Below are 1,188 nucleotides of genomic sequence, written 5' to 3'. Positions count from 1 at the left end.
GCGTGAAAGCCATGAAGTCGATAAATTCTCTGTACGGTCTGAAGCGTATAAGGAAAATCAAATTCATGCTGCGACACTATGGGGACGATACTTCCCTGTGATGGAACTTCTTGCTTGCTGCTGTGTGGTCATGCTGCTTGCGCTTGGCGGTACGAAGGTCATTAACAAGGAGCTGTCGCTTGGTGAATTAGTTGCCTTCTTCAGTATGATCTGGTACATCATTGGCCCGATGTGGGGAATTGGCTTCCATATCAATAACTATACGCAATCGAAGGCATCTGGAGAGCGTGTGCTGGAACTGCTGGATACCCCAATTGACATTGCAAACAATGATCGTGCGGTTGTATTGAATGACGAAGAAGTTAAGGGACACGTTCAATTCAAAGATGTTACCTTCCGCTATGAAGGTGATGTAAACGCTCTTAGTCACATTACGCTTGACGCAACACCTGGCAAGGTGATTGGATTGCTTGGCGGTACAGGAGCGGGCAAGTCAACGATTATTCAACTGCTCATGCGCGCGTATGACGTGAAGTCAGGAAGCATTATGCTGGATGGTCATGATATTCGAGACTTGGATGTGAAGAGTCTCCGCAGTCAGATGGCTACCGTGTTCCAAGAGACGTTCCTGTTCTCATCTTCGATCTATAACAACATTGCTTACGGACGAGATGATGTGACCGAAGAAGAAGTGGTGCGAGCAGCGAAGCTTGCGCAAGCACATGACTTCATTATGGAGCTGCCGCTTGGCTATGATACGATTGTGGGCGAACGCGGTATGGGACTCTCAGGCGGCCAGAAGCAGCGGATTGCGATTGCCCGCGCGCTGCTGAAGGATCCGAAGATTCTGATTTTGGATGACGCAACAAGTGCCGTTGACATGGATACTGAACATGCGATTCAGGCTGGCTTCCAAGAGGTTATGAATGGACGTACGGTATTTATAATCGCACACCGTATCTCGTCGCTGCGGCATGCAGATGAGATTCTGGTATTGGATCAAGGGAGTATCTCACAAAGAGGTACTCATGAGCAGTTGATTGGGGTGCCAGGTACCTATCAAGATGTATATCGTATTCAGTATGCTGATAAGTTTGAGTCCGAGGATGAGATGGATTCTACCACCGATGGAACGTCGAACAGAGAGCAGGTGAGAGTATGAGTGGAGCACGATTCACAGCAGCATCC

The 1,188-nt window shown here is 48.4% G+C and carries 1 protein-coding gene; it reads left to right on the top strand.

All coding sequences use genetic code 11. From position 1 onward, the window contains the following. The coding region (locus tag AZ66_RS29205) for an ABC transporter ATP-binding protein (RefSeq protein ID WP_044358153.1) at positions 1-1,162 on the top strand (1,162 nt) is incomplete at its 5' end. Positions 1,163-1,188: the final 26 nt, after the last annotated feature.

This window comes from Paenibacillus sp. E194 (genome assembly GCF_000935845.1).
Classification (GTDB): Bacteria; Bacillota; Bacilli; order Paenibacillales; family Paenibacillaceae; genus Paenibacillus_B; species Paenibacillus_B alvei_B.
This window is presented reverse-complemented; position numbering and strand designations above follow the sequence as displayed.